Origin of the sequence: Spiroplasma endosymbiont of Ammophila pubescens, assembly GCF_964020965.1 — a bacterium.
Taxonomy (GTDB): domain Bacteria; phylum Bacillota_I; class Bacilli_A; order Mycoplasmatales; family Mycoplasmataceae; genus Spiroplasma.
In genome coordinates, this window is sequence record NZ_OZ026611.1 from 1,267,816 (window position 1) to 1,293,604 (window position 25,789).

The 25,789-nt window shown below is 27.7% G+C and carries 34 protein-coding genes; 1 reads left to right on the top strand and 33 read right to left on the bottom strand.

Going from position 1 to position 25,789, the window contains the following annotated elements; genetic code table 4:
* Positions 1 to 12: 12 nt before the first annotated feature.
* The 20 genes from ABNT63_RS08300 to ABNT63_RS08395 form a co-directional block, all read right to left on the bottom strand.
* Positions 13 to 663: a hypothetical protein gene (locus ABNT63_RS08300; RefSeq protein WP_348735304.1), complete on the bottom strand. Its 651-nt coding sequence runs from the start codon at positions 661 to 663 to the stop codon at positions 13 to 15.
* A 13-nt stretch (positions 664 to 676) separates the two neighbouring features.
* Positions 677 to 946: a hypothetical protein gene (locus ABNT63_RS08305; RefSeq protein ID WP_348735305.1), complete on the bottom strand. Its 270-nt coding sequence runs from the start codon at positions 944 to 946 to the stop codon at positions 677 to 679.
* Positions 947 to 961: 15 nt separating this feature from the next.
* Complete coding sequence (locus ABNT63_RS08310) at positions 962 to 2,212, bottom strand: hypothetical protein (RefSeq protein WP_348735306.1); 1,251 nt, start codon at positions 2,210 to 2,212, stop codon at positions 962 to 964.
* Between the two features lie 12 nt (positions 2,213 to 2,224).
* On the bottom strand, positions 2,225 to 2,443 hold the full coding sequence (locus tag ABNT63_RS08315; protein ID WP_348735307.1) for a hypothetical protein: 219 nt from the start codon (positions 2,441 to 2,443) through the stop codon (positions 2,225 to 2,227).
* Between the two features lie 54 nt (positions 2,444 to 2,497).
* The gene (locus ABNT63_RS08320) at positions 2,498 to 2,641 is read right to left on the bottom strand and encodes a hypothetical protein (protein ID WP_348735308.1); all 144 of its coding nucleotides are present in this window, start codon (positions 2,639 to 2,641) and stop codon (positions 2,498 to 2,500) included.
* 123 nt (positions 2,642 to 2,764) lie between these two features.
* Complete coding sequence (locus tag ABNT63_RS08325; RefSeq protein ID WP_348735309.1) at positions 2,765 to 3,139, bottom strand: hypothetical protein; 375 nt, start codon at positions 3,137 to 3,139, stop codon at positions 2,765 to 2,767.
* A 52-nt stretch (positions 3,140 to 3,191) separates the two neighbouring features.
* The gene (locus ABNT63_RS08330) at positions 3,192 to 3,767 is read right to left on the bottom strand and encodes a hypothetical protein (RefSeq protein ID WP_348735310.1); all 576 of its coding nucleotides are present in this window, start codon (positions 3,765 to 3,767) and stop codon (positions 3,192 to 3,194) included.
* 95 nt (positions 3,768 to 3,862) lie between these two features.
* On the bottom strand, positions 3,863 to 4,720 hold the full coding sequence (locus tag ABNT63_RS08335; protein ID WP_348735311.1) for a hypothetical protein: 858 nt from the start codon (positions 4,718 to 4,720) through the stop codon (positions 3,863 to 3,865).
* 434 nt (positions 4,721 to 5,154) lie between these two features.
* Positions 5,155 to 5,565: a hypothetical protein gene (locus ABNT63_RS08340; protein WP_348735312.1), complete on the bottom strand. Its 411-nt coding sequence runs from the start codon at positions 5,563 to 5,565 to the stop codon at positions 5,155 to 5,157.
* An 11-nt stretch (positions 5,566 to 5,576) separates the two neighbouring features.
* Positions 5,577 to 5,975 carry a hypothetical protein gene (locus ABNT63_RS08345; RefSeq protein ID WP_338991212.1) on the bottom strand — a complete coding sequence of 133 codons (399 nt, stop codon included), beginning with the start codon at positions 5,973 to 5,975 and terminating at the stop codon, positions 5,577 to 5,579.
* Positions 5,956 to 6,447: a hypothetical protein gene (locus ABNT63_RS08350; protein WP_348735313.1), complete on the bottom strand. Its 492-nt coding sequence runs from the start codon at positions 6,445 to 6,447 to the stop codon at positions 5,956 to 5,958. The genes ABNT63_RS08345 and ABNT63_RS08350 overlap by 20 nt, the downstream gene beginning before the upstream one ends.
* Complete coding sequence (locus ABNT63_RS08355; protein WP_348735314.1) at positions 6,402 to 6,689, bottom strand: hypothetical protein; 288 nt, start codon at positions 6,687 to 6,689, stop codon at positions 6,402 to 6,404. The genes ABNT63_RS08350 and ABNT63_RS08355 overlap by 46 nt, the downstream gene beginning before the upstream one ends.
* Positions 6,690 to 7,600: 911 nt before the next feature.
* Complete coding sequence (locus tag ABNT63_RS08360; protein ID WP_348735315.1) at positions 7,601 to 7,723, bottom strand: hypothetical protein; 123 nt, start codon at positions 7,721 to 7,723, stop codon at positions 7,601 to 7,603.
* 26 nt (positions 7,724 to 7,749) lie between these two features.
* Positions 7,750 to 8,157: a spiralin lipoprotein gene (locus ABNT63_RS08365; protein ID WP_348735316.1), complete on the bottom strand. Its 408-nt coding sequence runs from the start codon at positions 8,155 to 8,157 to the stop codon at positions 7,750 to 7,752.
* A 429-nt stretch (positions 8,158 to 8,586) separates the two neighbouring features.
* Entirely contained in the window at positions 8,587 to 9,132 is a 546-nt protein-coding gene (locus ABNT63_RS08370) for a hypothetical protein (RefSeq protein ID WP_348735318.1), read from the bottom strand.
* Between the two features lie 31 nt (positions 9,133 to 9,163).
* Complete coding sequence (gene tsf / locus ABNT63_RS08375; protein ID WP_348735319.1) at positions 9,164 to 10,054, bottom strand: translation elongation factor Ts; 891 nt, start codon at positions 10,052 to 10,054, stop codon at positions 9,164 to 9,166.
* A gap of 69 nt (positions 10,055 to 10,123) precedes the next feature.
* Positions 10,124 to 11,221 (bottom strand): 30S ribosomal protein S2, encoded by a 1,098-nt coding sequence (gene rpsB / locus ABNT63_RS08380; RefSeq protein WP_348735320.1) that lies wholly within the window; start codon positions 11,219 to 11,221, stop codon positions 10,124 to 10,126.
* 372 nt (positions 11,222 to 11,593) lie between these two features.
* Positions 11,594 to 12,199, bottom strand: coding sequence for a hypothetical protein (locus ABNT63_RS08385; RefSeq protein ID WP_348735321.1), 606 nt, complete (start codon positions 12,197 to 12,199; stop codon positions 11,594 to 11,596).
* Between the two features lie 62 nt (positions 12,200 to 12,261).
* On the bottom strand, positions 12,262 to 12,477 hold the full coding sequence (locus ABNT63_RS08390) for a hypothetical protein (RefSeq protein WP_348735322.1): 216 nt from the start codon (positions 12,475 to 12,477) through the stop codon (positions 12,262 to 12,264).
* A 78-nt stretch (positions 12,478 to 12,555) separates the two neighbouring features.
* A complete protein-coding gene (locus tag ABNT63_RS08395; RefSeq protein WP_348735323.1) occupies positions 12,556 to 12,897 on the bottom strand; it encodes a holo-ACP synthase in 342 nt (113 codons plus the stop codon).
* 98 nt (positions 12,898 to 12,995) lie between these two features.
* Here ABNT63_RS08395 and rnhC point away from each other — a divergent pair, with 98 nt between their 5' ends.
* Positions 12,996 to 13,895 carry a ribonuclease HIII gene (rnhC, locus tag ABNT63_RS08400; RefSeq protein WP_348735324.1) on the top strand — a complete coding sequence of 300 codons (900 nt, stop codon included), beginning with the start codon at positions 12,996 to 12,998 and terminating at the stop codon, positions 13,893 to 13,895.
* Positions 13,896 to 13,909: 14 nt separating this feature from the next.
* Here the strand turns inward: rnhC and ABNT63_RS08405 are convergent, their stop codons facing one another.
* The 13 genes from ABNT63_RS08405 to ABNT63_RS08465 form a co-directional block, all read right to left on the bottom strand.
* Positions 13,910 to 14,500: a hypothetical protein gene (locus tag ABNT63_RS08405; protein ID WP_348735325.1), complete on the bottom strand. Its 591-nt coding sequence runs from the start codon at positions 14,498 to 14,500 to the stop codon at positions 13,910 to 13,912.
* On the bottom strand, positions 14,494 to 15,024 hold the full coding sequence (locus ABNT63_RS08410) for a hypothetical protein (protein WP_348735327.1): 531 nt from the start codon (positions 15,022 to 15,024) through the stop codon (positions 14,494 to 14,496). The genes ABNT63_RS08405 and ABNT63_RS08410 overlap by 7 nt, the downstream gene beginning before the upstream one ends.
* Before the next feature lie 150 nt (positions 15,025 to 15,174).
* Entirely contained in the window at positions 15,175 to 15,675 is a 501-nt protein-coding gene (locus ABNT63_RS08415; RefSeq protein WP_348735328.1) for a deoxycytidylate deaminase, read from the bottom strand.
* On the bottom strand, positions 15,663 to 17,060 hold the full coding sequence (locus ABNT63_RS08420) for a rhomboid family intramembrane serine protease (protein WP_348735329.1): 1,398 nt from the start codon (positions 17,058 to 17,060) through the stop codon (positions 15,663 to 15,665). The genes ABNT63_RS08415 and ABNT63_RS08420 overlap by 13 nt, the downstream gene beginning before the upstream one ends.
* A gap of 6 nt (positions 17,061 to 17,066) precedes the next feature.
* Positions 17,067 to 17,987 (bottom strand): RluA family pseudouridine synthase, encoded by a 921-nt coding sequence (locus ABNT63_RS08425; RefSeq protein ID WP_348735331.1) that lies wholly within the window; start codon positions 17,985 to 17,987, stop codon positions 17,067 to 17,069.
* On the bottom strand, positions 17,980 to 18,567 hold the full coding sequence (gene lspA, locus ABNT63_RS08430; protein WP_348735332.1) for a signal peptidase II: 588 nt from the start codon (positions 18,565 to 18,567) through the stop codon (positions 17,980 to 17,982). The genes ABNT63_RS08425 and lspA overlap by 8 nt, the downstream gene beginning before the upstream one ends.
* Positions 18,568 to 18,596: 29 nt before the next feature.
* Positions 18,597 to 21,323, bottom strand: a complete 2,727-nt coding sequence (gene ileS, locus ABNT63_RS08435) for an isoleucine--tRNA ligase (protein ID WP_348735333.1) — start codon at positions 21,321 to 21,323, stop codon at positions 18,597 to 18,599.
* Positions 21,324 to 21,553: 230 nt separating this feature from the next.
* Positions 21,554 to 21,958 (bottom strand): hypothetical protein, encoded by a 405-nt coding sequence (locus ABNT63_RS08440; RefSeq protein ID WP_348735334.1) that lies wholly within the window; start codon positions 21,956 to 21,958, stop codon positions 21,554 to 21,556.
* A gap of 13 nt (positions 21,959 to 21,971) precedes the next feature.
* Complete coding sequence (locus ABNT63_RS08445; protein ID WP_348735335.1) at positions 21,972 to 22,244, bottom strand: S4 domain-containing protein; 273 nt, start codon at positions 22,242 to 22,244, stop codon at positions 21,972 to 21,974.
* A gap of 162 nt (positions 22,245 to 22,406) precedes the next feature.
* Positions 22,407 to 22,649 (bottom strand): hypothetical protein, encoded by a 243-nt coding sequence (locus ABNT63_RS08450; RefSeq protein ID WP_348735336.1) that lies wholly within the window; start codon positions 22,647 to 22,649, stop codon positions 22,407 to 22,409.
* Positions 22,650 to 22,693: 44 nt separating this feature from the next.
* Positions 22,694 to 22,996 carry a cell division protein SepF gene (locus ABNT63_RS08455; RefSeq protein ID WP_348735337.1) on the bottom strand — a complete coding sequence of 101 codons (303 nt, stop codon included), beginning with the start codon at positions 22,994 to 22,996 and terminating at the stop codon, positions 22,694 to 22,696.
* A 158-nt stretch (positions 22,997 to 23,154) separates the two neighbouring features.
* Positions 23,155 to 24,387 (bottom strand): cell division protein FtsZ, encoded by a 1,233-nt coding sequence (ftsZ, locus tag ABNT63_RS08460; protein ID WP_348735338.1) that lies wholly within the window; start codon positions 24,385 to 24,387, stop codon positions 23,155 to 23,157.
* A gap of 36 nt (positions 24,388 to 24,423) precedes the next feature.
* Entirely contained in the window at positions 24,424 to 25,770 is a 1,347-nt protein-coding gene (locus ABNT63_RS08465; protein WP_348735339.1) for a cell division protein FtsA, read from the bottom strand.
* Between the last annotated feature and the right edge of the window lie 19 nt (positions 25,771 to 25,789).

Here is a 25,789-nt window from a genome sequence, read left to right on the forward strand (position 1 = left end):
ACGAGCAGAAGGTTAAAAATTAGGGTTATTAGGAATAATTTCAATCGGAATAAAATTAAGTGGCAATATTTCCTCTCTTTGTAATGTTGTATAGTTATTTCATTTAGTATCATCAATATATAAGTCGGTAATAGTACTGTATAATCGTGTTTTTAACTTTCTAATAACTTTTACTTGTTTAGTTACATAATTAATTTCTAATTTTTCAGTAATAAAAACACTCTGGTTATTTTTAAGATAAGGGTCATAATCAAAAGTACACGAAACTAAATTACCTAATTCGTCATATTGGTCATTGTAAAAATCAATCATAATAAAATTAAGTTTTGAATTATTAGCAAAAATAAAATATGCACCTTTACCATTCTTATTAATTTTATATTCGTTATATCAATTCTTATTAGTAAAGTCTTGCATTTTTAAAAAGTTATTAATTAATTTAGTATCTATCTGTTTATTATTAATTGGATTATAAATGCTAATTTCTAAATCACGTGGATTTAAAAAATTAACATTATCTTCACAAATTCTTTTTTCTAAAATTTCATTATGTTTTTGAACAGTAACATTTTTACGATTAGTAATAGTTGATGCTAAATTAAGATAATAACTATCAATATCATATTCTTTTTTTAATTTCTTTTTTGCTGGTAACAATCCCATTTATATCACCTCTTTATTTCGTATCTTCTTTTTTAATAACATCTTCAATACTATCTTGTTTTTGTTGTTTGTTATGAGTTTTGATAAATCTAATAGTTTCAATAATTAAAACTATAATTCCTGCTCCAATAAGCATTGCTGAAACAATAACATATGCTGGTCAAAAAATACCCAATGTTTTTTCTCCGATAAAACAAATAATAATTCCGGCAATAAAAAACAATGATGAAACTCCAAAGATTTTCAAAAACATAATCATATCTTTAATAGTTACTTTTGGCATAATACCATCTCCTTCCTAACTTACTTTTTTTCTTTCAATATACAATCCTTTAATTTCAACACTATTTGATATTGATGATAATTTAAACTCACCATTGGAAAATAATTGAATGGTAATTCAACGACTTGGATTATTTCCATATGATATTCCACTTGCTAATTGAACTTTAAAGTTTATATGCGTAATTATATATAGTTCTATCTCAAGCGTTGTATAACACCATAAACGATAATAATATTCTGACTTATTAAAATTTTTAATTTTATATCCTTTATAATCTTGAACAAAATCACTAGTATCAACAACTTTTCAATCATTTGATATTTTAGGTAAATCTTTTTTCTGTAAATAAAATTTATCTAAATATTTAGTAGTACCAAATGTATCATCAGTACTTTCAATTCCCGCAACTGTACTATCAATAATCATATAATCAGTAGTATTTTTATCACCTTCAAAACTAGGGTCTCAAATTCTTAATTCCCCGTTTTCAGCATTAAAATCAGCATTAACACGACCACTACTATTAGGTAATAAAGTTATTTTATTTTGTTTTAAATCTGAAACCATTAATTCATCAGCAGTATTTTTAATAATTGTTTTATTATCAATTTTAATATCACTACCGCCACTTTGTTTTGCTTTTCAGACACCATTTTTTTCATAAATAGTATCATTATCAAAGGGAACATTTATTTCATTATTGTTATTTTTAACAATAGTTTTATTGTCAATCTTAGTTTTTTCTTTTTCTATTAAAGCATCAACTTCTAATTGAGTATAATATGCTTCTAAATCAATCATTGTTAAATCAATACCTTCTTCTTGAAAAGTACGAAACATTTTCTTTAAAGTTGTTAAATTAGCCAATGATTTTGCATAGGTAGACAATAGACCTTGTCAAGTAATCATAGGGTCATTTTGCGATGAATAATTAATATCACCAACACTCATATTTGCCGAAGTAAAAAATTCAATTGGAATGCGGTTAAATGTTCAATGCTCAATCGTAATAAACACCATATTAATACAAATTTTCTTTAATAATGGATCTTTAAATGTTTCAAACTTTAGTTTTGAAAATGGATAGTTTAAGTAAGAATTAATCATATTTTGGGCTCTTAAAGCAAATGTTTTAAATCATAATTCTACATCACCTTTAAAAAACTTATTATAACGAACTGGAACTTGTGTAATTTTACCTGTCATTGGAATAAAATTATTATAATTTTCCAAAGTAACATTTTGTCATAATTCATTTAACATTTAATCATCTCATTATCATTTACTTTTTTTAGAATATATTTTCTTTAATATAAATTTTTTACTATTTAGTAATGTTTTTGTTTTAATTGTTTTGTTTAAATCTTGTTTTGTTCTGAGTTGTTTATATGCTTGAAATACTAGTCCATTACCTAACAAACTAATAACCACACTATCTTCTAGCGTATTTAACAATTTATATTTATTAAAGTTATTTTTAAATTGTTCTTTCATTTTTAATATCTTAGCAATTGTCCGATATATTTTAAAACTACCTTTTACTACTTGCTAATAAACAAGTGGGGCAAAAGAAACTAAATTAAACAAACTTGTTTTTTTAAATCCCCAACCAATAAACCATTCACTGTTCATATAGAATTTAAACAGTTCAGGAGCTAAAACAAACTGTTCTGCTTTGATTAAAGTTGTCATAACGACAATAGGGATATATTTAGGATTTTTATAATATATTGTTAAAGCAACTTCACCCGCAACTGATAATGGAACAATTTTAACTGCTAAAAAAACATCAGAACCATAAGCAAAAGGTAATAATTAACCTTTTTTAATAGCCTTAGTTTCAAATTTAGATAATATTTTTTTAGTTTTATCAGTAATTTTACTAATTACTTTTTGTTTAATAGTAATTATTTGTTTTTTAATTGGGGCTAATAATTTTTTAGTTACTTTTTGAATATAAAAATTTGGGTTTAAATGATTTAAAATTTTATTTAATTTAATTGGTGTTTGATGAAAAATATTTAATAATTTATTATTATATATTTTACTGCCCCACATTAAATTAGCATTTAATATCAGGTTTTTACCAACACCTTTTTTATAAAGATTAGTCATTATGTTATATCACTCATTAGTATTAATTTTGCTTATTTTATCAATATTTAATCCATATTCAATTCAGACAATCATTTATTAACATTTATTTCATTTATGCGTGGTATTTTTTGAACTAATATAGGACTTATTTTTTGAATATTTTTTTTTCAATTTTTAATAAATTATTAATTGTTTCTAATTTAGAAACTTTAAAACCCTTATAAAAATCATTTCGGGCTAATTTTCCAATTGTATATAATAAAGTTTCATTATTAGCTTGTTTTGTAAAATCAAATATTAATTTATCAGATAAAATCTTTTTACCTCTAACTTGTCTTACAACATCTTCTAAATTATTAGCAGTTATTACACCTAATTTTTCAAGTAGTTTAGTTTCTTTCGCTAATTTTAAAATTTTAGTTGTTCGAGCAGCACGCGTTAATTTTCCAATACCACCAATTGCTGGTAGCAAATTTAAGGCAGTACTTTTTACTGTCACTTCTGATGTTAATTTATCGTATATTTGATTTACGGCAAAATCGGTTGCTGTTTCTACTCCAAATGAGATAAATGCTGCGGCAAAATTAGATAATCCCGCACCAAGACCAACAGCCGAAGCAATACCACCAGTTAAAACTGATAAACCAAGTGCTAAAACTTGAATTCCTAAAAATTCTAATAACTGTAAACCAAAATTTTTTTCTTGTTGTTGGATTGACAATCTAGTTTGATTTTTTTAACAGCATAAATAAGGGCTGTTTTAGATGTTCCAATTGGCATATATATCAAACGAAAAAGTACTATTTTTTAGTACTATTAAGAATTTTTAATTTTAACATCAATCGGATTTGTTTGACCAGTAGCGTTGTTTTTACCTTCAATTTGAACTTCAATAGTTTTATCATTTGTAATATTAATTGGTCAGTCAACACCAGCACTTTCAATAAAGTAATCAAAATCACTTTCAGTTAAAGAACTATTTACTGCTTTTACTGCTTTTAAAACAACATCTTTAAATTGTGATTTTAACTGTTCGGCTGTTGCTTTTGTTGGGTCTGTAACATGAATATTGGGTTTATCTATTTTATTAATTTTACTAATATCAATTTTTGAAACAATATGTTTAATAATTCCCTTAGGTTCAACTACTACCCCACCTAAATATAAAACTCTTTCCATAATCAAAGTATTAACCATTCCAGTACCCAATGCAGCTGCACCAACTCTTAATGGAGTATGGTCTTTTTTGCGTAAGATAAGAGGGTCATATTTTTTACTAAATTTAAAGGCAATTGCATTAACACCATCTGGTAATAAAGTAATTGTTCCTTCTGAACCATCTTTATTAATAATTGGTAATTTTTTAGGAACCATATAATATGTTGTTCCTTCAACAGTTTTCATTGCTCCGCTTGTTTCAATTACATTGTTTATTTGGTCATTTGCTCCAAGTTGTAACTGTAATTTATTACGAATTCCACGAATAAAATCAGCCGAACCCAAGACAACTGTTTCTGATGGGGTAAATCCATTTTCATATATTTTATCCATAATTTCATCGTGAATTTGTAAAGCATTAGTATCATCTGCTTTTTGGCCTTGAATGGTTGTAACTACTCCTTTATTAATAATTTCTAAAATTTTATTACGTTTATAAGCAACCTCAGTATCCATTGCTTGTTCAATATCAGCAGCCCAAAGATTAGGGTTAAAATCACTTTCTACAGGGTCTAATTTACGAGCAAAAGTTAAAATTGTATCTAATTCAACAATTCCATCATCAAATTCTACTTCTGAATAATTTAATAATTTATCATCAGTATTAAATACTTTCCCATCTTTACCAGAACCTTCATTATATTTAATATTTTTCTTTCTTTTATATGCTAAACTAAATTTACTTGCATCTTTTCATGCAAATAATGCTTCTCAACTAAATTTTTGTTGATAAGTTTGTAAATATCATTGTTCAAATGTTTATCGATCTCGTTTTGTTGCTTGATTAGCAATATCTCCGAAAATTCTTTGTGGGTTTTGTGCCATAATTTACTTCCTTCTTTCTATTTATTAAATACATTGTCTGTATCTAAAATATTGTTTTCTTTGTTTTATACTTTTGGTACGCCACCAGTATTAACTGTTTGTACCTTAATTAATTCATCATACACACTTTGCAATTGTGTTTTAATGATTTCAATATCATCAGTAATATCATAAGACTTTAATAAAACATTTTTAAATTCTTCATTATCAGTTAAAGAATTAATAAAGTCAATTACTTCAATTTGTTTTAATTGAATTGTTTGTTGTTTAATTTGTGAAGTTAATTCAGTATTTTTTGTTTGTAGTTCGTTGATTTGCTGATTACTATTTTCTAAATTAATTGCATTAAATTCTTCAACTTCAGCAGTATTTTCTAAAATAATTTCAGCAGTTTTAATATCTAAACTACCATCTTCATTTTTAATAGGTTCACTATTTTCATTAATAAAAACATATTTTACATTTTTTAATGCCATTGTTTTTCCTCCTATTTTTTAATATTTGTATTTGTTCTTTTTCTAATCGCTTTTTGTATAATTTCAAAACTGTCTACTCTAAAAGACAAAAAATAGCGTTTAGTTTTTATATTTAACTGATTAAATACTGAGCCTTTAATTTTTATCTCATCATCTTTTTTTAATTTCAAAAACTCAGTTAAAATAGATGGGTTATATATTGATAATGTTGAGTAATTTAATCCTTCTCACTGACATTTAGCCGAACAAGCATCAACTTCAACACCACCAGCAACCAGTGCCTTAATCTTAGTTTTAATCGGATTTTCATGTAATCTAACAGTTAATTCTAACTTATTAACTTTTTTATTTTTTATTTTAGGTTTATTAGTTATTGATTTTTTAGGTAAATTACTTTTTGTTTGTGCCATTTTTATCAACTCCTTTTGCTAAAAAATACTGTAAATGTTTTCAAGCATCGTGTTCGTGCTCTGACATTTTAATATTTCCTTTATAAATATAATTTTTCTTAATGACTGGTGATTGTAAAACATAATTTAAATTAAATAGATATTTGCATAAAACTTTTAAACCACCAATAAATTTAGGAGTAGATAATGGATTTTTTATTTTTAAACCCTTATGAAGTTGATAATCTTCAATTATTACAATAACTTTATTTAAATAAGAACAAATTTTATTTTTAAACTCATTTAATATTAAATACATATTATTTATTGCTTCTTCTTCATTTTTGGAATTAAAAGTAATATTATTAATTATTTTCTTTTGCAAAACATTATAAATAATAATACCAGTTTGTCCAATTCCAGTAGGGTCAATTGCAATAATATATTTTAATTTATTTGTTTTATTTTTTTGTCAATTTGTAATATTTTTCATCCATCGGATGCTAAATCTAAAATATCGTTAATTTTATAATATTGCATATATGAAACAATAACATCTCACTTGTCTTTAAATAAATTTAAGTACATTTTGGCTCATTCTAAACATTGCAAATCATAATGCTTTTTATGATGTGAAATACGACAATTAATAATAGGTTGATAATTAACTCAATCAAATGATGTTGTTATTTCATTTCAAGTTTTATTAATATATTTACTTTTATATTCTGTCATTTATCTATACTCCTTAATTCTTTTTATTTGTTGCTCAAATTTCATCATTAATATCATTTACTGTTACCAGATAAGCTTGTATCATTAATTATTGTAATTTATTTTTAATTTTTTTATTTCATTTTTTCATCAAATATTTTCCTTTCTGTAAAAAAAACATAATATTCCTTTATTGGTTAATATTTTGATATTTAGTAAATAATTTATTTTAATATTTAATTTAATTCCTTCGCCGCCCGCTCCACTTTGAAGGTGAGCGGGGGGATAGGATATTTTGATAGAGTTTACCCCATACAGAAATAAACAAAAAAACAGTTTACCCAGTTATTAATTACGCTTCATCCATCCCTACACAACTTTATATAAAGAAAATAACCTTTTGGAGTTCCAACCCTCTTGTTTTTTTAATGTCCGATATTGTTTTTTTGGTTTAACAACACTCTTTTTATGAAAACAAGCCAAAAAACACATGCTCTGACATTTCGCAAGTGATTAATCTTGCCGAGAATTAAAAAAATAAATAGGAGTAGTAAATCCAATCGCTTTCACACTTTCTTTAAGGCTTCGTGCCATAGATGAGTTATCCATCTTTAAGCATCAAAAAATATTAAGTTTTAAAGATTGAATTTTGGATTAATCGTTAGATAGTATCTTTATTTTTTTATCTTATTATCTTTTTTAATTCTTTGTTTATTAAATATATTTTTTAGTAATTATATTTAATAATTAACTAACAACTAAATAAAACAATTATTCAAAATTTTTTAAGAAAAGAAAGAATGGATTTTTCTGAAAAAACATATTTTATTAAGTGTAAAAGATACTATCTAACGATTAATCCAATAAATATAAGTATTTTTTACAAAATAAAAAGCACTTTATTCTTTTTCAATAAAGTGCTACATTTGCATTTACAATTTACACATATCTAAAACAGCTTTTGCAAGAGCTGTATCTTTATTAACTGCTTCTAATTCAGTTTTTGTAAAGTTTTGTGGATCGTTTGCTTTAATTCCTACAGTTTGATCAGGCACTGTTACATCTGAAATATCTGCTTTTGTTACTTCACCATTTTTGGTAAAGTTACTTTAATATATTCTGATTTACCAATAACAACGGTTTTATCTTTTGCTGGAGTAATTTGAACATATACATCAACTTTACCTGCTTCTAAATTAACAGTTTCTAACGCTTTACCGTTGTTGTCTGCATAAACTTCATATACAAAGTCAGTTGCTTGTGCTGTTTTTACAACACCTTGTACTGCTTTTAAAACATTAGGATCAAATGCTTTTTTAATTTCATCTTTTGTAACTTTTGTTGCATCTTTTGCCGCTACAGTTGCGGGTGCTGCAATTGTTTTAATTTTTGATAAGTTGTTACTTTCAATTTTGTTACATGCCATTACTGATGTTGTCCCTACAGCTGATACACCAAAAACTGCTAAAATCGATAAAAGTCTCTTCATTTCTTATATTTCCTTTCTCTATTAAGTAGTGTTTTTATAAAAGCAAATGTAATTTAAAGGTCGTATAAAGAAAATTGTGGTTTTTTATAAAAACAAGAAAAAAATGTCTTTATTTTATTGAACTAAATAATATTTAAAAACAAAAACCCCAATCTTTTACATGCGACCAATTAAAATTACATTGAATATATAAGAGAAAAATAACATTAATAATAATTATTAATTGCTTATAACCCTACTTTATACAATTTATATTTTTCTTTCCCTTATATAAACAATTATACAATAAATATTTCTTTTTTTTTAAAAAAAAAAAAAAAGATTTTTCAAATAAATTGTTTAATCTTTTTCTGTATTTTTAGCTTCTTTTGATTCAGAAACCGGTTCTTCGCTTACTTGTTGTTCAATAACTTTTAATTCTGGTTTGGTCTATTCTGGAACAAATGGCATAATTTCTTGATTTAATAAATTAACATTATTAATCATAAATTGTCCTGCTTGACTTGCTAATGAAAAACGACATTTCTTTTTACTACGGGTTCCTTCGGTATGATAAATTACTAATTGATTTGTTTTATCATTGCGTTCAACACGAGTAATTTTTCGAATTAAAATTCGCTCCCCTAAAAAAGCAATTTCCTTTTCATCAATTCCAACAGCAATTAGTTGTAAAAATAAGAAAATATAAACTCCTACCCCAACTGTCAAGCCAAAAGCTAACACAATCATAATAATTAATGGTGCAGTTGTTGAGAAATCAATAACAAATTGGAATAAAAATCCAAGAATAACAACTGGTAAATTAATTCATAACACTGTAAATAAAATAATTAAAATTTTTTTATTAATAAAACGTGCTTTAAATTCTCGTTTTGTAAAACTAATTAAATAACCAATAATTGATAAATTAACTGCAACAAATAAAAATGCTGCCATCGAGATTGCAATTATTGTTCCTTTTTCAGTATTTTCCATTTTTAGGCTTTCCTTTCTATCACAATGATTATTATTTGCGAACTTGTGCCATTACTTCTGAAGCAAAATCAATTTCTTCTTTTTCAATTCCTTCGCCAACTTCATAACGAATCATATCAACAACATGAACATTATTTGCTTTTATAACATCACTAATTTTTTGATCAGGATTAACAACAAAAACTTGGTCTAAAAATGATATTTCTGCTAATTGTTTATTTAAACGCCCTTCAACCATTTTTTCTAAAATATTACCTGGTTTTTCAGCATTTTTTGGATCATTTTTTGCTTCAGCCGTTAAAATTGCTTTTTCACTATTTAAAAAATCCGTTGAAATATCATCACGTGAAATAAATTGTGGACGCATTGCCGAAACATGCATTGCTAATTGTTTTCCAATTGTTTCATCAATTTTACCACTAAAAGTTAAAACAGTTGCAATGCGATTATTAGAATGTAAATAAACTCCCATTGATTGATTTGCTTTTAAATGAATTATTTTAAAACGACGTAAGGTAATCTTTTCACCAATTGTTGCAATAGCATGAACAATAACAGTTTCTAATGGTTCACCATTAACTGATATTTTTAATGCATCTTCCACAGTTTTTGGTTCATTATTAATTAAAGTTTCTCATACAGTTGCCATTAAATCTAAAAATTGCTTATTTTTTGCAACAAAATCGGTTTCTGAATTAACTTCGAAAATAACTGTTTTATCACCTTTAGTTACTAAACCAACTAATCCTTCAGCAGCAACTCGATCAGATTTTTTGGCCGCTTTGGTAATTCCTTTTTCACGCAACCATGTAATTGCTTCTTCAATCTTTCCATCAGTAGCTTCTAATGCTTTTTTACAATCTAGCATTCCGGCTTCTGTTCTATCTCTTAATTCTTTTACTAATTGTGCAGTAACTGCCATTCTAATTCTCCTTTCAAATTTAAGGGTGCTTGTATTGAAACTAACCAGTTAATACAATTTAATTTTATGTTATTTTTTTACTATTTTATTATCAACAATTGTTAAATGTTTACTTAATTCACTAACCATTTCAGCTTTTTTTGCTTTTGGTAAGGCAAATCCTTCACTAAGAATTTCTAATTCATCAACTTTTAATTTTGATAATGATTTAGAAAAAACATTATCAACTACATTAATTGTATCGAAATTAAAACTTGGTGGTGGAACTGGAACTGGTTTTTCTTTAACTGCGACAGGTTCTGCTACAGCAGGTGCCTCTTCTTTTCTTGAAGGTTGTACTTTATGTGCAGAATATGTTTCTTTTCCACGTTCATTTCTTCCGCTCATTCTTCGATTATCATATTGCCCACCACGTGAATTACGATTGTCATCACCATCACGGCGCGTAAATTCATTTGGTTTAAATTGAGGTTCTGGCATTTTTATTCCCATTGCATCACCATATAAATCAGCAATATGATGAGTAATAATTGCAATTGAGCGTGAAGTATCATCATTTGCTGGAATAATATAGTCAATTGGGTCAGGGTCAACATTTGAATCACAAATAGCAATCACTGGAATTCGTAATTTGCGTGCTTCCCGAACGGCAATATGTTCCTCTTTTGGATCAACCACAAATAATGCTTGTGGTAATTCTTTCATTCCTTTAATTCCACCTAAGAATTTTTCTAATTTGTCTTTTTCTTTTTTAATTAACATTTGTTCTTTTTTTGGTAATAATTTTAATTCTCCATTTTTTTCTTGGCGTTCAATATTTCATAATCTTTTAACACGTAAATGAATTGTTTTTAAGTTTGTTAATGTTCCACCTAATCAACGTTGATTAACATAAAAACATTCGCAACGTTCCGCTGCATCCTTAACAATCCACTTGGCTTGTTTTTTTGTTCCAACAAATAAGATTTTTCCCTTACGTGCAGCAATACTTGCCATTAATTTTTTAACATCTTCTAATCTTCATAATGTTTGTTGTAGATCAATAATGTGAATCTTATTCTTTTCACCATAAATGTATGGTTTCATTTTTGGATTTCATCGTTTTGTTTGATGCCCAAATTGAGCACCAGCTTCTCATAACATTTCTCTTGTTAATTCTTTTGCCATATTTCTATTTAATTCTCCTTTTCGTTAAAACATCCATTTATTTCTAACATTTACCACTATCTTATTAAAACAAATAGCACTGGGCAAATGAATCCATAAATGTGTATTGTATATCATTAATTTTATTGAATACAAGCAATAAAATTATAACATATTTTGTTTTAAACAAATAAATAAAAATGTTATTTATCAAAGATAAATAACATTTTTGGCTGTTCATTTTAATTCTGTTCATTTTTCTATTATTATGTTTTAATTAAAAATTGTTTGTTTTTCAAGGTTTCATAATTTTTAATAAATTAAAAATAAGTAAATCAAAAACAAATATTTTTAATTCAACATTTTTAATGTCCAATGGTTTGGATTAATTTCTTACTTTGAAAAATTAATTAATGGTAAATTCGGATTAAGTTGTTGCAATGTTAAAATTTTAATTAAATATAAATTTTCAATTTGATGAATTTCATCTCTTGAGCGAGTTAACATTTGCTGCAAATATAATACCAAAATAAATAAGGCAAATAAATCGACAATTAATGTTGTAATAGAATAAATTTGTTGGAACAATTGACGCAATTTAATATTTTCTTCTAATATCATTGGAATTGATAATTTTGAAGTATTATTAATAATATTGAAAAGAATCAAAATAATAGCAAAACGAATAACATTGTTTTTTTCATCTTGACGGGTTAAAAGACCACATAATTGTAAACTAGCAATAAAAATCGTTATTACTAAAATAGTTAAAATAATAAATAATTCTTTATCATAACGAAGATTTACATCATTAAAATTATTAAGAATAACTGGTCCAATAATAACAAATGGTGAAGCATAAACAATATATAACAAAAGTGAAACTAAAGGCCGACTATTGAAAATCATAGCTGGGGTAATCGTTAATTGTACATATGAATATCCTGTTAATAATATTCGATAATAAATTGGATCAATTGAATAATTTGGTACTAACACTAAATTTCAAATTAATTTACTAAAGAAAAAGGTACTAATTCCTCCAATAATTGAAATACAATTTAGTAAACTACGCGAAGCACTAATTTTTTTACTTTTATAATGTAAAAAAGTTCATTATGAAAGAATTGTAAATAAAAAAAGGCAGCTAAAATAAACATTCATAAAAAGAACTTAAAGACACTATCACTGACATATCTATTTTCAAAAATTCATTGACGAATAAAATGGTTGCTACAAAAGTCTTTAAATAAAATATCATCAAATGAATAATTCATTAATGTTTTCTCCCCCTTTTTGTAAATTTCTCCACTATCATTATACTCTACTTTTGCAGAAAAAAAGAAAAACAATTATTAAAAAGTTGAAAAAATGGCAAAGCCAACGCTATACTCTCGCTCATGACTAATTGAAACATGAACAAGTTCATTTTGTTCTAATGAAAGTCCTTCAACATGAAGGTTATTATCATCTTTTAAACAAATTGTTACTTGGTTTAAAATTAACTTACTTTCTAATGCTTTAACTAAAGCTTCTTTTGCCGCTCATCGTCCTGCTAAAAATTGTCGTTGAGCATTTTTATCAAAAAAAGTTGCATATTGTTTTCTTTCAACTGGGCTTAATACTTTTTGAATGAATGCTATCGATAATTTAATTCGTTTATTTTGAATAATATCAATACCAACATTTTTAATCATAATTTTTTCCTCCGTTTTGATAACTTATTAATATTTTAACAAAAAAGGTTGAAAAACGATATAATAATTGTATAAAAGAAAATAATGAGGGCCATCATATGAATAATATCAGTTTTAAGAAAGTTGATTCCACAATTATTAAAGCAATTATTACTACTTATCAAAATTATGCAATTCATAATACAGATTCTAATAAAACTAATGTTTTTAATAAAAATGGGATTATTATTACAATTTATAAAACAAATAGTGTTTTGTTTCAAGGCTATCAAGCTGAAAAAGAAGCAAAACGTTTTTTTCCAACCTTAATGAGTCCTTTACCAAATAAAAATGTTTCTATTCCAATGACATATTTTCAAAAAGATGTGATTGGTAACGATGAAGTTGGTGTTGGCGATATTTTTGGCCCGCTAATTGTTACCGCTTCTTATCTTCCGCTTGCAACTTTTAATGAATTAGCAAAGTTACCAATTAAGGATAGTAAAAAGATGACAAAACAGCAGATTTTAAGTTTAGCCCCAATAATTAAAAAAATGGTCAAAAGTGTTACTATTATTATTAATAATGAACTTTATAACAAATGATATGCTAAATATCAAAATGCCCATATTATTAAAACCTTAGCGCATAATAAAGCTTTAGTTCAATTATTAGCAAAACATCAGTTGAATAATAAAACAATTTTTATTGACCAATTTGTTAACCAAACAAAATATTTTGAATATTTACAAAAAACTAAAACAAGTACAATTATCAAAGATAACCTTGTTTTTATTACTAAAGGAGAAGAAAAATCATTAACCATTGCTTGTAGCGCGATTTTAAGTCGTGCCGCCTTTCTAATTAAAATTAATGAACTTGAAACAAAATATCATTTATTGTTTCCCTTAGGGGCTAGTGAAGATGTTAAAGCGCTAGCACGTAAATATAAAGAACTGCTACCAGCAACTACTTACACTCAATTTTTAAAAGAACATTTTAATTTAACAAAAAAATAATCCTTCTAGAAGGATTATTTTTCATCTTCATCAAAAGCAATTATTTCATTAGGAATTATTTTTGCTTTATATTTTAATGGTTGCTGATGTGTTGCTAAATAAGCATCCAAATCTGCTTTCGAATATTTATGATTATTTAAACATAATGTTGCAATTACAATATCAAACACAGGACCAAGAATTCAAATTCAATTAAAACATACTAAAGCAATTGAACAAAAGCCAACCACAATTCAAGCTCAATAAAGATTTTTTAATCCTAAGATGGCAAAAACTAAGGTAATAATACTAAAAATGCTAATAATAATACTAAAAGCTAAGACAAGTTCTTTTTGATAAGGATAATTTAAGATTTTTGACCACATATCACGATAAACATAATATAAAACGGAAAAAATAATATTAAAAATAGCAACTACAATCGCTAGAATCATAGCAATTTTACCTTTTTGATCTAATTGGCGATGTTGTTTAATATTTATCATAATTTTAATTTGATAAACTTTGGTAATATTATTTTCTTTAATTTGCTTACGAAAATAAAATAAGTTATTAATTCAAATATAAAAATATTGAAATGAAGTACATAAGGTAAAAATTAACACTGAACCAACAGCAGCTTCAATTCCGGTTGGTGATCACTATGACGAATATAACCACGAATTAAAATACAAATTAAATATAGGGTTGGATATAAACAAATTAATCAATAATTAGTTTTATGATGGGTTTCAAATTTGTAAAATGTATCACCAGCGGTAACAATATAACTTAAAATCATTGCAATAGGAATAATAGTATGCAAAATAAATGTCGAAATTCATTCACAAACACTCATATTTGTTACTATATCACTTTGCACTACTAATCCTAATCAAAATACTAGCATTGTCATTGTAATATAAACTGTTACCATTAACCGAATAATAAAATCTGGTTTTGTATTTTTAAATTTTTTTTGAAATAAATAAAAAACAAAATAAACAAAAACTAGATAATTTGTTTGCGTTGTAAAATATGAATAATAATGGCTTAGGCGCTCTCCATAACTTGGTAACTGCCCATAAATGCCACTTTTTGTTTTTAACGCTAAAATAAAATCACAAACTAAAAAAGCAAAAATTAACATAATACCAAATAATACGATAAATTAATAATTTCCGATCTGTAAAAAAATGCTTCATCTTAAAAACCTTTCTTTCTCTAATATTTTATAAAAATAAGTTAATAAAGGATTTTGATTTTATTTGATAATTTATAGTTTTATTTGTAAATTTAATTATTTTTCCTCTTGTCGTTCAACTATAACATTAATAACTGGTAAACAGCGATAATGCACTTGTGCTTGATTAAACATTCGCTTTGCTGCTTGATTATCATCGCTGCCTTCATATTTGTCATCATCATAAATAACTTCTTTAATCCCGGCCTGAATAATGATTTTTGTACATTCTACACAAGGAAATAACGTTGTATAAATTCGACAATTTTCCAAATTTGTTCGTGCACTTAAAATGGCATTTAATTCAGCATGAGCAACATAAGGATATTTTGTTTCTAAATATTCCCCTTCCCGTGCTCATGGAAAATCATCATCATTTAAACCACGGGGTAAACCGTTATAACCTGTCGCAATAATTTGACCAATTTGGTTAACAACACAACTCCCAACTTGTGTATGTGGATCTTTGCTTCGCATTGCACAAACATGCGCAACACTTAAGAAGAAATCATCTCATGATAAATAATCATTACGTTTTTTCCCTGTTACTGTTGTCATAAATTAAAGATTCCTCCTTTAAAATTGGAAAAGATATCACTAAAACTAGACTGACTTTGTAATAAAAAGATTGGTCAATTTGCTCTTGGATAAAAATAATAATTATTTAACATTTCCTCAATTGCACTCTTTTCCATTAAACCTGCACGTCAATAACTTAATAATGCATCAATTACAGCACGATTATAGGGTGGAACATAACGTATTCATAATAATGCAATTGTACTAACCACTATCATTGTTACAATAATAAAAACTGGATATAATATTGTTCAATTAACACGATGTGAACGGTTAAATTCTAAACCATAACCAAGTGCACTACCAACAAAAAAACCAACAAAATTAATTAAATAAAATGAATAACCTAAAAAGATTGGCATTATTAGCAACCACAGCATAATAATTAAAATTCGTTGGTTTGCAATTAACGCCCCTAAATCCTCTTTACCATAGTTATAACTAAACAAACTTCCCCATAAAATAGCTAATAAAATAGTTGACCCGCCAAAAATTCAATTTGGTAATACGGCTGCTAAAAATACTCCGGCTAAGGGGATCCCAACTACTAAAATGACTGATAATCGTCAACGCCCTAACAAAGCTTCTACATAACGAGCAACACTAAAAATCATAAATAAATTTAAAACTACTAACAATGGGTTACTTGAAAATAAAACATATGTTCATAATCGCCATCATTGATTATTTCAAATTAATAAATCACGAGTAACACCACCATAAACTAATTGCGTTGCTCCTTCGCTTAAGCCTTGAGTATTAAAAATTTGTGCACCAAAAAATATTCCAACAATTGGAATAATTAATAATAAAGCAATTAAAACTCACGTAACATCTAGGTTATTGACACTTAATTTATCACTTAGTTGCTTTAAATTTTTTGTTAATTTACTATTAGGGTCTTTAATCCCATCTAAAATTTCCTCAGTTGTCATACCCGCCATTGAAGTATCATTTTCATTATTTTCTTGCAACATTGTAATGTTCGGATAATAAGTACTTAAACGGTCAAGATAATTATTTTTGTCAACAAATAATGTTACATCGCCACTATCATCTTTATAAATCTGCGAACGATTTTCAATTAAAATAATTGATAAAATAGTAAGTTTTGCGCGTTGAAATTTTTTATTTAAAAAAGTCTTTAACGTTTGCACAACCTCATCATTAATGATGAAGTCATTAAATTCACCACTAAAATTATCAATAATTTTAATAATTTGAAATTCTTTACTATCAACTTTATATAAATAAACATTATTATTATTATTATTATTATTGCGTGGTTTACTTTTATAAACATTGTATTTTTCTTGTTTTAAAAAATAATCAACTAGAGATAATTTATCTTTATCAAAACTCATTGTTTTCTATCCTTTCACGCGTAATATTGCTAATCTTTGTTCAAACTCTTGTGGTAAGGCTGCTGTAATGGTCAGAGCTTCTTTAGTAACTGGATGAATAAATCTTAATTGATACGCATGCAGATATTGTCCAAAACTTTCTTTTTTATCAGCGGCTGTGCCATATAACGGATCACCAACAATAGGATGGTTAATGTATTTTAGATGGGCTCGAATTTGATGAGTTCGCCCGCTTTCTAATTCACACTCTATATAAGTATAATCATTAAAGCGTTCAATTACAAGAATATTAGTTACTGCTTTTTTAGAATTTTTTGCTATAACTGTCATTTTCTTGCGATTATTAGGATCACGGCCAATTGGCGCATCAATTTTAGCTCGATTCTCAATAATTTGACCATGAACAAGTGCTAAATAGCGGCGTTGTAATTGCTTTGTTTGAATTTGTTGTTGTAGTTGATGATGAACAACATCATTTTTAGCAATAATTAAAGTTCCTGTCGTTTGGCGATCAATGCGATGGACAATTCCCGGGCGTTGCTCACCACTAGCAGTTGACCATTGCACTCCTCGTGCTAATAAAGCATTAACTAAAGTATCATTCTGGTGTCCTGGTGCTGGATGAACAACTAAATTATTTGGTTTATCAATCACCATTAAATAACTATTTTCATACAAAATTGTTAATGGGATTGGCACTGGTATTAATTCACTTGCTTTAGGATTTGGAAATTCAATGCGAACATGGTCTCCAATTTGACTAACATAATTTGCCGGCACAACTTGTCCATTAACTTGAACTTTCTCTTGCTTAATTAATGCTTGGATTTTAGTTCGCGAAAAAGGAGTGGGATTTGTTTTAAAATAATCAGTTAAAATTTTATCAATTCGAGCTGATGAAGAAACAATAAAAGTAATCTTAGTCATTTGGTTCAGAATGCTCTTCGCGTTTGCTTCGTGCTCGCTCACGATAAAACTGAATAATTTCAATAATAATAGCAAAAATTAAGACAATAACACCAAAGGTTACTCAAGTATCAGCTAAATTAAACACACTATAAGGGGGAAATAAAATTCATGCTAGAAAATCAACAACCCCACCATGGTTTCACATACGGTCAATTAAATTACCAAACCCACCAGTTGTAATCATCATTAAACCAACAGCAGCAGTTTTATTATTAATATATAAAAAAATACTAAATGCAAGCAAAGTAATAAAAACTGCACCAATAATAACAAGCGGAAAATTATCAGCATTTGTTCCAAAAGCAATTCCTTTATTAACCATAAATTTAAAATTAATAAATCCATCCAAAAATTTAACTTCGGGAGCTGCTGGATCATGGGACAATAAATGAAAAGCTAATTGCTTCGTAATAATATCTAATATTAATAACGAAATAAAAATTGGTAGACAAACTTGGAGTTTATATCTTCAAATATAATCTCGATTTTTAAAATGGTCTTTAAAATCATATCAAAATTGTTTTGTTCGTTCTTTCATTTGCTTTTGACTCCTTTTCGTTTTATACATTATCGCACATTTTTTGCCGATAAAACATTAAAACAACGATCACAAATTTCATTATTTTGGACATTTAAATAATTATAAATCATTCAACAACGTTGACATTTTAAACCAGTTTTTTCTTGAACTTTTAAAAAACTAGTTTCATGTTCTGTTAAGTTCTGATGGTCAGTAGTAAAAATAATTTCACTAACAATAAAAATTTGATATAAATCCTTAATTGTTGCTAAACTTGCATAGGCTGGTTTTAAAGCAATCGTTACTTGACATTCTAATGATTTTTTAATTTCTTTTTGTTCACGACGACGTTCTAATTCTTTATTAACATCATCTCGTAATTTTAACACTTGGTCTCATTTTGCAATTAATTTATCATTAATAGCCATTGTTAAGACAAAATTTTCTTCTAAATGAACCGAGCTTTGTTGGTCGGGATATGTAATAAAGCGATGACTTTCTTCAACTGTATGCGGAATAATTGGTTTTAAAACATCAACTAAAATCCGATATAAATAATATAATGTTGTTTGTACCGCACGACGACGTGGTGATTTCATTTCCTCAATATATAAAATATCTTTTGTAAAATCTAAATAAAATTTTGATAATGTTGTGGTAACAAAATTATTAATTAAAGTATAAACATTATTAAAATTAAATTCTTCATAACTTTTATTTACTTTTTGTTGAAATTCCTGTGCTAAATGTAACACATAATAATCAACCTCTCCTAATTTTGATTGTAAATCAGTTGCTGGATTAAAATCATTTAAATTTGCTAATAAAAACCGTAATGTATTACGAATTTTTCGATAAGCTTCCGCAATTTGTTTTAAAATTTCTGGCCCAATTTTAACATCATCACGATAATCAACCGAAGCTACTCACATTCGTAAAATATCAGCTCCATACTGGTTAGTAATTGCTAATGGTGAGATAACATTTCCCAATGATTTACTCATTTTACGGCCTTTTTCATCATTAGCAAAACCATGTGATAAAACAACTTGGTAAGGAGCATGACCTGTCGCCACAACCGAAGTAATTAATGATGAATTAAATCATCCTCGAAATTGGTCAATTCCTTCCAAATAAACATTAACGGGATGGGGTAAATGATATTCTTTTGTTATTGCTAAATTACTAACACCACTATCAAATCAAACATCCATAATATCTTGCTCTTTTCGTCAATTGCAATTTTGATAAGCTGGTGGCAACAATTGATCAGCACTTCATTCAAATCAAATGTCAGTTGTTTTTGCTTTGGCAAATAAATTAATTACATGTTCAATTAATTCTGTTGTAAATTGTGGTTGATTATTTTCATCGTAAAATGCAATAATTGGTACACCCCATAATCTTTGACGAGAAATACATCAATCTTGACGATTTTCAATCATTGTTTCCATTCTTTTTGCTGATCATTGTGGATTTCATTGTACTTGTTTAATTTCTTTTAATAATTCTGGTTTAATTTTTTCAATTGAAACAAATCATTGTGCTGTTGCACGATAAATAACTGGTTTTTTTGTTCGTCAATCAATTGGATAACGATGTTTTGTAAATTTTAATTTTAACAAAGCGCCAGTTTGTTCTAATCGTTGACCAATCATTTTATTTGCATCTTCATAATAAACACCAACTAAACTATCATCTGCTACTTCTGGAATATATTTTCCAGTATCATCTAATGGTGCAAAGATTGGAATATTGTTCGTACGGGCAATCAAATAATCATCTTCACCAAATCCCGATGCGATATGGACAATTCCTGTCCCAGCTTCAACAGTAACATGGTGGCCAAAAACAACAGAACTATCGCGGTCATATAAAGGATGTTTTGTAATAATTCCAACTAATTTAGCACCAACCACTTCTTGTACAATTTTAACTTTTTTCCAATTTAATAATGTTTGTAACTCGTCAAATAAAGCCTTAGCAAATAAGTATTTTTCACCTTCAACAAGAATTTCAACATAAACAACATCTTTTCCAACCGCTAACAATTGATTCATTGGAATTGTTCATGGTGTTGTTGTTCAAATTAAAAATTTTGTTCCTGGTTTAATCACCTTATTTCCTATTGTTACTGTAAAAGTTACATAAATTGATGGTGATGTTAAATCAGCATATTCAATTTCTGCCTCCGCTAAAGCTGATTCACTTGAAGGTGATCAATAAATTGGTTTTAATTGCCGATAAACTATTTTTTTTTGAACCATTGTTTGAAATAATCTTAATTGTTCTAATTCATATGGCAAATCTAATGTTACATATTTTTGCTGAAAATCACTAAACAAACCTAACCGACTAAATTGCGTAATTTGTTTTTCAATTTGGTCTAAAGCATATTGACGACAAATTTGGCGAAAGGCAACTGGTGGAGTTGTTTTTCGATCAACCCCGCTTTTAACAACAGCAGTTTCAATTGGCAAACCATGAGTATCTCAGCCACAAATTCATGGACTATAAAATCCTTTTTGATTATAATAACGAACAATAAAATCTTTTAAAATTTTGTTTAATGCATGACCAACATGTAAATCCCCATTTGCATAAGGAGGGCCATCATGTAAAATAAAGGGTTGGTTGTTAGTATTATGTTGATAGCGCCCTGAAACAACATTTGTTTTAAGTCACTCTAACTGAATTTGCGGTTCTTTTCCTGCCAAGTTAGCTTTCATCTCAAATAAGGTATTGGGAATTAATAATGTATCTTTATAATTCATCAGTGTTTTTTCCTTTCTGTCATAAAAAAAATAAGACTATAAGAGCGCAAATGCACGGTACCATCTTACTTTATAAATATTGTAATAATATTTACCTTTTTTTATTTTAAATTGTAAAAACAAGAGATAATTATTTGTCTTTTATGATTAGCTCACATCATCCTAATCTTGCTGTAATAAAACGAGCAAATAACCGTGGTTTGTTTTCTTATAAATAAATATTACACTATTTATTTAATTTTGTTAATAATTTCTTTTTTAATCAATTCTGTAATTCGTTCACCATCATTAATGGAAAAGGCATAAATACGCTTATTTCGTTCTAAAAAATCATCAATTACTTTTAGCACATTCTGGGGATTATGCCGATTATGATCAATGTCATCAAGTAATACTGCAATTTCTTCTTTAAAAGCATAAGAAAAATCAACTGCTTTCATAATAATCCGTCCTGCATTATGACTTGCAACTTCAAATGCTTCGCGTGATTTTTCAATATTATACCGTGAAATATGCTCTAAATGTTGTAATTCTTGTAAACGCAACATTAATTGGCGATTATCGTATGTTAATTTTTCTATAATTTCATTTTGTTCATAAATAATTGTCCGTAAATCTTTCTCTTGTTCTGCCATATTTTCCCCTACTTTATGCAAACTTTGCAATTGTAATCCGATAATGTTGATTTTTTGATGGTAAAATTGCATTAATTTTAAAACGACCATACCGTTTTATTGATATTATAATATCACAAGCAACTTGAAAAGTCTTATTATTTACCACTGAAAAATTAACATAAACATAATTTTGTTCAACATAATTTTGTGCTTGTTGACGTGAAACATTGCAAAGGGCACTTACCACAGCATCTAAGCGTAAACTTTTTACTGTTTTTGTAAAAACAAGTAAATTGATATTCAATAACAACAGGGGCAGGGTTAATAGTTCAAGTTAATAAGTTCTTTTGAATAATTAATGGAGCATTAATAAACACTGGCATAATTTTCTTTAAAACACTTAAATATAAATCATTTGCTGTGATATATAAATCACCAATCACTCGCATTTTTAATTGTAATTGGTTTAAAATAAAACCAAGCACTTGATGATGTTAAAAAAATGCGGTGTTGGTTGTTTCGCATGTAAAATAACCGTATTATCGTGCTTAGCATTAAAACTAACTGTTGCTCGAAAACCATTTGTTAATGGTTTATGAATAAAATAATTAGTAATGTTTTCTTGTGCCAAGATTGCTTGCAAAATTGCAATTTGACGTAAATCAAGAAAATCTGTGTTAACAACTTGCCCACGGTGGCTTGTTCACATCATCCTTTAATTTTATTAATTAATTCATAATCTTGCTGATAATGTTACAATAATTGTGTCTTATTAAGTATCTTTTTGAATTGTAAATTGATAAGTTCTATGTTCATTTTTTTGAACATCACCATTAAAAGCATACATCACACACCACTAATAAAATCTAATAGCCGTACCCACTCTTCTTTTGGTAACTTCTCTAAATGAACAATTAATTGCCCTTTTGTCAATAATAAATCAGCCATTTTGGGAGCATCATTATAACTATCAGCAATAAAACCAGTTGTAAGCACACTTGTATTACTACTAACTTCAGAAGAAGGCTGTACTTCGCTTTCACGCTCAAAATTCACCTTTTGAAAGGGTGTTTCTGGGGCAAGAACAGGTTTTGTTAATGGTTGATCTAATGGTTGATCACTATGGACAATTGGTGTGGTTGGGCTATCATTAAAATCAATTCGTGGTTAAGATTCGTAAATACTTCGTTGTTTTTTCTTAAAAATGCTCATTATTATCAACTACGACGAACAAATGGTGGTAAATCATCATCTTCATCGTCATGTTCAACGACTTGATTATTATTAACATGTTCTCGTCATGCATTAATTCGACGGTTTGCATTCGCTGTTTCACGTTCAGCATTTTCAGATAAATTAGTGAAATAACTTGGCCGTTTACGAGTAACATCTTGATCATTGTCATCACTAACCTCAGCATCCCGTGTTGGACGTGGTGCTGGTGCTTCGTATTCTTCCATTGAAGCACGATAACCATTATCTGGATTAGTAAAATTTTGTTTTTCATCGAACCCAGTTGCGATGACAGTTACAATCATTTCATCATCTAAATGCTCATTAACTGCTGTTCCAAAAATAATATTAACTTCGCCACCAATTGCTTGTTTAACAATATCAACAGCATCATTAGCATCATTTAAGGTTAAGGTATTACCACCAGTAACATTAATAATAGCATCACGAGCACCACGAATTGATGCTTCTAATAACGGAGAAATAATTGCTTTATTAGCAGCTTCAATTGCTTTATCTTTACCTGAACCAATCCCAATGCCAAATAAAGCATTCCCTTTATTTTTCATCACGGTCTTAATATCTGCAAAGTCTAAATTAATTAAGGATGGTACTGCAATTAAATCAGTAATGGTTTGAACTCCTTGGCGTAAAATATTATCTGCTTCTTTGAATGAATCTTTTAATGGGACACCACCAATTACTTCTAATAAGCGATCATTTGAAATAATAATTAATGAATCAACATGTTTACGTAGTTCTTCGGTTCCTTGAATAGCATAACTATTGCGCGCACGTCCTTCAAATGAAAATGGCGTTGTAATAATTCCAACTGTTAAAGCACCTTGTTCTTTGGCAAGTTTGGCAATAATAGGAGCAGCCCCAGTTCCAGTTCCACCACCCATTCCAGCGGCGACAAAAACCATATCTGCCCCTTTTAAAGCGTCTTTAATTTCCTCTGTTGATTCAATTGCTGCTTGACGACCAACATCAGGATTAGCACCTGCTCCTAGCCCTTTTGATGTTTCTTTACCTAATATAATTTTATTTTTTGACTTTGAAACACTAATAATCTGGGCATCAGTATTAGCAACAATAAATTCAACCCCTTGTACGCCTGCTTCAATCATCCGATTGACAGCATTATTTCCAGCACCACCAATACCGATAACTTTTATTGACGCGACTTGTTCATAATTATCAAAATTGTCCATAACCTTAATTCCTCCATTTTTTATATATTATACTATTTATTTAATATTTTGGTAGTATTTTTGTTGATATTGTTGCGAACCGTTTAAATGCTGGTTACTTAGCGGCATAACCCCTTGTGCCGGGTTAGCATTGCCACCTGGTTGATGATGCTCACCATATTTGTCATTTCGTGGTCCTTTTTTATCACCATTATTATTTAAATAACGAATATAACGATGATCAACCGATTGAATATTTGTTGCACTAACTTTATTTGCTAAATGTTGATAATAAATATTTCCCAATAAGCCAGTACATCATGTTTCTTTTGCTCCTAATGTTGAAGCAATATAAACGGTAACATTTTTATCTTTATTTAACGCCAACAAATTTTCTTTAAACCCACTAATTCGTAAAATTTCACCAACAACAACCACTGGATAGTTATAGCGTCCTAAGCTATTAGCTAACTTTTCACTCAATGTTTCCATTTCTTCTGTTAAAACATGATTAACAATTCGTTTTAAATCATAATGGGTAAAATTTAATTGTGTTTGTTGCTGTTGATCATATTTGCTATAAATAATTAAATTATCTTTACTATTATTATTTAAATTAATAATTTTATATAAATATTTTAGTGATTGCTTATTATCACAACTTAAGACATTACGTAATCGCGTAATTATTTTTTTAATCCCACCCGGAATAATAATTTGTTCACATAAAGTTTCACGAACAAAAACATAAGCGATAATATTATCATAATCTCAATTAATAATTGTAATTCCATTTTGCAAATCAACTGGTGATGCAATATTTCACGCAAGACTAAACCCTTCTGGAAGGATACCCATAACTTCAATTTTGGCATATTTAAGTGTCGCAAAAATACTTTGAATAATCTGTTTTTTTGTTACATAAACAATTGCCTTAATACTTACTTTGTGCGCCGCCTGCCCTATTGGTGGCGGTGATAATGCTTTTTGTTCATTAAGAATGTAACGATATGGTCTAATAAAAAAAGCAGTTTCATCATCTAATAAAGGAACTTCTTTTGCTAATGTAATTAATGAATCAATATCATTCTTCGTAATTAGACGATCATGTGTTAAATTTAGCATTTTGGTTGAAGTTTTAATTGTCATATTATTTGCTGGAATACTAATTGCCACCCGTTCAATTACAATTCCTAATTGTCGATTTGCATCTTTAATTAAATTAACTAATTCTTTAGCCACATTTTTTTCATCAATAATGATGCCATTATCACAAAAATGATATTCAAGATGCCTTTTATAAAGCACTTTAATTTGTGATTCAGTATAAACACCAACCATAAAACTAAAACTATAATTTTTAATTTCTAACACAGCATATACTTCTTTTAACTTATAATCCACTTCGTTCACCTCCTTTTCA